3 protein-coding genes are annotated in these 4,211 nt (G+C 73.8%); 1 reads left to right on the top strand and 2 read right to left on the bottom strand.

The window, feature by feature from the left end; all coding sequences use genetic code 11:
• Positions 1-141: 141 nt before the first annotated feature.
• Positions 142-636 (bottom strand): DUF3145 domain-containing protein, encoded by a 495-nt coding sequence (locus tag I3F58_RS29030; RefSeq protein ID WP_240111694.1) that lies wholly within the window; start codon positions 634-636, stop codon positions 142-144.
• Between the two features lie 385 nt (positions 637-1,021).
• On the opposite strand from I3F58_RS29030, the gene I3F58_RS29025 reads away from it, so the two are divergent.
• Positions 1,022-1,912 carry an SGNH/GDSL hydrolase family protein gene (locus I3F58_RS29025; protein WP_240111695.1) on the top strand — a complete coding sequence of 297 codons (891 nt, stop codon included), beginning with the start codon at positions 1,022-1,024 and terminating at the stop codon, positions 1,910-1,912.
• Between the two features lie 38 nt (positions 1,913-1,950).
• Here I3F58_RS29025 and I3F58_RS29020 read toward each other — a convergent pair.
• Positions 1,951-4,211 (bottom strand): beta-glucosidase (locus I3F58_RS29020; protein WP_240111693.1); only part of this gene is annotated, 2,261 nt, incomplete at its 5' end.

Below are 4,211 nucleotides of genomic sequence, written 5' to 3'. Positions count from 1 at the left end.
GCCCAACGGCCACGGTCCTCGCAACTCCCACAGATCGCGGGTGTTGCGAGGACCGTCAGAACCCAAGGACGGGCGGGGGCCTCCTCGCGTTCCCGACGTCGCCTGCGGTTCCGCAGCCGGCCCTCGCGTACGGCTCCGGGGTCAGACCACCTGGTGCAGCCAGCGCACCGGGGCTCCCTCGCCGGCGTAGCGGAACGGCTCAAGTTCGTCGTCCCACGGCTTGCCGAGCAGCTTGGCGATCTCGGCCTCCAGCTGGGTCTCGCCCTGTGCCGAGCGGGCCAGGGCGGCCCGCAGCCGGTCCTCGGGGATCATGATGTCGCCGTGGATGCCGATGACCGCATGGAAGATGCCCAGGTCGGGCGTGGCGCTGTAACGCTCGCCCTCGGCGGTGGCGCACGGCTCGGCGGTCACCTCGAAGCGCAGGAGCTGCCAGCCGCGCAGCGCGGAGGCCAGTTTCGACGCGGTGCCCGACTCGCCCTGCCAGGAGAACTCGGCTCTCCAGGTTCCCGGTGAGGCCGGCTGACGGATCCAGTCGAGCTGGACCCTCGTGCCGAGCACACCCGCGACCGCCCACTCGACGTGTGGGCACAGCGCGCGCGGCGCGGAGTGGACGTACAGGACTCCACGTGTCGTCACCGGGACCTCCAGTGTGGGACGAGGTTCGCCTATTCCCAGCGGCCTCAGTAAACAGCATCGGGAGCGAAACTCCGCAAAAGGGACAGCTTGTGACGTGATGTAATTTACCGGAGCCGGTCGGCTGGGCGCCTCTGGTTCGACGGGGAAAAGCTACCGTGCGGCGGGACGCCGGGGATGACGTACGGTCGGTCCCGTGGGCCGTCGACACGAAGCTTTCACTCGCCGGGACGCCGACCGTGCGCGGGTCGTACGGAGTTGAGCGGGAGGACGCGGGGATGGTGCGGAGTGACGCGGGGGTGAGGCCGTGTTGATCAAGGGTACGGGGTCCGGCGCGGGACCCGGTGCGCGCGCCCCGCGCCGGGTGGCCGCCGCGCTGGTGTGCGCGATGGCGCTGTCCGGGTGTGTCGCGTCCCCCGGAAGCAGCAACGCGGGCAGCCCCGCCGATACCGGGTCCTCGGCACCGGAGCCCCCGAAGCCGTCGGCCCCGCTGGGCTCCCCTCCTGCCGCCCCCTCGGCTCCGTCCGGGTGGAATCCCCGGCCCGCCTCGGTGGCCGCCGTCGGAGACTCGATCAGCAGGGCCTTCGACGCCTGCACGGTGCTGACGGACTGTCCGGAGGCGTCCTGGGCCACCGGATCCGACGCCCGGGTGAACAGCCTGGCGCTTCGGCTGCTCGGCGCGCCCGGCGTGGCGGAGCGGAGCTGGAACCTGGCCCGGTCCGGGGCGCGCGCCGCGGAGCTGCCGGAGCAGATGGCGCGGGCGGCGGGGCACCGGCCCGGACTGGTGACGGTCACCGTAGGCGCCAACGACGCATGCCGCCCCACGCCCGCCCTGATGACCCCGGTGGCCGACTTCCGCGTCTCGGTCGAGACGGCGCTGGCGCGGCTGCGGGAGGACTCGCCCGCGACACAGGTGTACGTGACGAGCGTGCCGGATCTGAAGCGGCTCTGGGCCACGGGGCGGGACAACCCGGCGAGCCACGACGTGTGGCGGCTGGGCGTGTGCGCCTCGATGCTGGCCGCGCCCGATGACCTGGGGGCGGCCGCCGAGCGGCGCAGAGCGGCGGTGCGGGAGCGGGTCGTCGCGTACAACCAGGCGCTGAGGGACGTGTGCGCACGGGACCGGCGGTGCATGTACGACGGCGGCGCGGTGTTCAACTACCGCTTCGGTGAGAGTCAGCTGAGCCCCTGGGACTGGTTCCATCCGAGCGTGGACGGCCAGGCACGGCTGGCGGACATCGCGTACAGAAACGTCACAGCGCCCGGCACGCGCGCGTAGCGCGGGGTTCGGCGGTCCGCGCGCCGGACGGGGTGGCTTCAGTCGAGTTCCAGAGCGACCGTCAGCCGGCGGTCCGTCAGGGAGCTCCCGGCATGGAAGTCGTACACGCCGGGGACGCCGGTCCACTCCCCCGACGTCTCGTCCCAGATGTCGAAGGTGCGGGGCGCCAGCCGGATCTCCGCCTCGGCGGTCTCCCCGGGCCGGGCCTGGACGGTCGCGAAGCCGACGAGCAGGCGGGCGGGCCGTTCGGCCAGGTCGGCGCGCGGGGCGACGTACAGCTGGACGGTCTCACGGCCGGGGCGCCTCCCGGTGTTGCGGACCGTGACACGCGCGAAAGTGGGGGTGACCTCCAGGGACTCGTACTCCCAGGTGGTGTAGCCGAGGCCGTGCCCGAAGGGGTACGCGGGGGCGGTGCCCGCCCGGTCCCAGGCGCGATAGCCGATGAAGAGGCCCTCGTCGTAGGGGAGTCTCCCGGCCTCCGGGGCGACACGGGTGACGGGGGCGTCCGCGAGCGCCGCGGGCCAGGTGGTGGGCAGCCGCCCGCCCGGTTCCTCGACGCCCAGGAGCACATCCGCGAGGGCGGCTCCGCCTTCCTGGCCGGGGAACCAGGTGAGCAGGACCGCCGCGACCTCGTCCCGCCACGGCATCTCGACGGGTGCGCCCGCGTTGACCACCACGACGGTGCGGGGGTTGGCGGCGGCGACGGCCCGCACAAGGTCGTCCTGGCGGCCGGGAAGGCGCAGGTCGGCGCGGTCGAAACCCTCGGATTCGACGCGCTCGGTGGTGGCGACCACCACGACGGCGGTGTCGGCGGCGCGTGCGGCGGCGACGGCTTCGTCGACGAGCGCGCCGGGGTCGCGGCGCGGCGGCCGGTGGAGGAGGGAGAACACGACGGCGGGGACGGGCGCCGGGGTGTCGTGGTCCACGATGTGACGGAGCGACACGTCGACCGGTTCACCCGCGGTCAGTGCGAGGGTGCCGCGCTCGACGGGGGCACCGGTGAACGCCTCGAACGGGTCGGGCTCCGTGCCCGCTTCCTGGACCCCATCGTAGAGGACGCGGCCGGCGACGGTGAGGGTGAAGGCACCGAGGCCGCGGGTGCCGAAGACGTGCGCGCCGCTCTCGCGCGGGGTGAAGGTGCCGGTGATCTCGACGCTGTGGAGCGTGTCGCGAGCGGCTCCGGCGGGCAGGTCGGCGCCGATCCACTGGATCTGACCGGTGGGCAGCGGGCTGTCGTCGAGGACCGCGCCCTCGGCGTCGCGGCAGACGGAGCGCAGGCTGAACCCGGTCCCGGCCGGAGCGGGTTCGTCGTCGGGTTCGGCGCCCACGGCGTAGCCGACCGTGTGAGGCGGCAGGGCGGCGACGAGGCCGTCGAGCGGGGAGACGGTCCGGGCGGGGAAGACGTGGGCGGAGCCGCCGCCGAGGACGCGGGCGTCGCGGGCGGCGGCTCCGATGAGGGCGATACGGGGGTGGACGGACGGGTCCAGGGGGAGCACCCCGTCCGCGTTGCGGAGCAGGACGAACGACCGGTGCGCGATCTCCCGGGCGAGCGCGGGGCCGTCGACGGGTTCGGGCGGCGTGGTGACGGCCGGTTCGGCTCCTTCCAGCGCCCCGACACGGGCGGCGAGCCGCAGCACCCTCCGTACGGCCGTGTCGACCCGCTCCTCGTCGAGTTCCCCGTCACGCACGGCGGCGGCTGGCGCCTCCCCGTAGACGGCGTTCGGGCCCGGCATGGCGAGGTCGAGGCCGCCGCGCAGCGCCCCGGTGGTGGAGCGGACGGCGAACCAGTCGGAGACGGTGACGCCGTCGAAGCCCCATTCTCCGCGCAGGACGCCGGTCTGGAGGTGCCGGTGCTCGGTCATGGTGACACCGTTGACCCGGTTGTACGCGGCCATGACGGCCCAGGGGCGGGCGTCGCGGACGATCGCCTCGAACGGGGCGAGGTACAGCTCGCGCAGGGGGCGGGGCGCGACGACGTTGTCGACGGTGAAGCGGTCGGTCTCGGCGTCGTTGGCGACGAAGTGCTTGACGGCGGCGGCGACCCCGCCGTCCTGGACTCCGCGTACGTATCCGGTGCCGATGGCCGCGGTGAGGTGGGGGTCCTCGCTGTACGCCTCGAAGTGACGTCCGCCGAGCGGGGAGCGGTGCAGGTTGACGGTCGGGGCGAGCAGGACGTGGACGCCCTTGCGGCGCGCCTCCTGGGCGAGGGCACGGCCGGCCCGGTGGGCTAGGTGTTCTGTCCCGGGAGGTTGTGGACGGTGACAGGGCTCACGGCTGATCGATCTTGAAATGGGTGAGG

Source organism: Streptomyces sp. MUM 203J (assembly GCF_022414595.1).
Taxonomy (GTDB): domain Bacteria; phylum Actinomycetota; class Actinomycetes; order Streptomycetales; family Streptomycetaceae; genus Streptomyces.
This window is presented reverse-complemented; position numbering and strand designations above follow the sequence as displayed.

Coding starts and splice junctions, on each gene's coding strand:
- I3F58_RS29025 (WP_240111695.1), top strand. CDS start 1,022: ATGGCGCTGTCCGGGTGTGTCGCGTCCCCCGGAAGCAGCAACGCGGGC.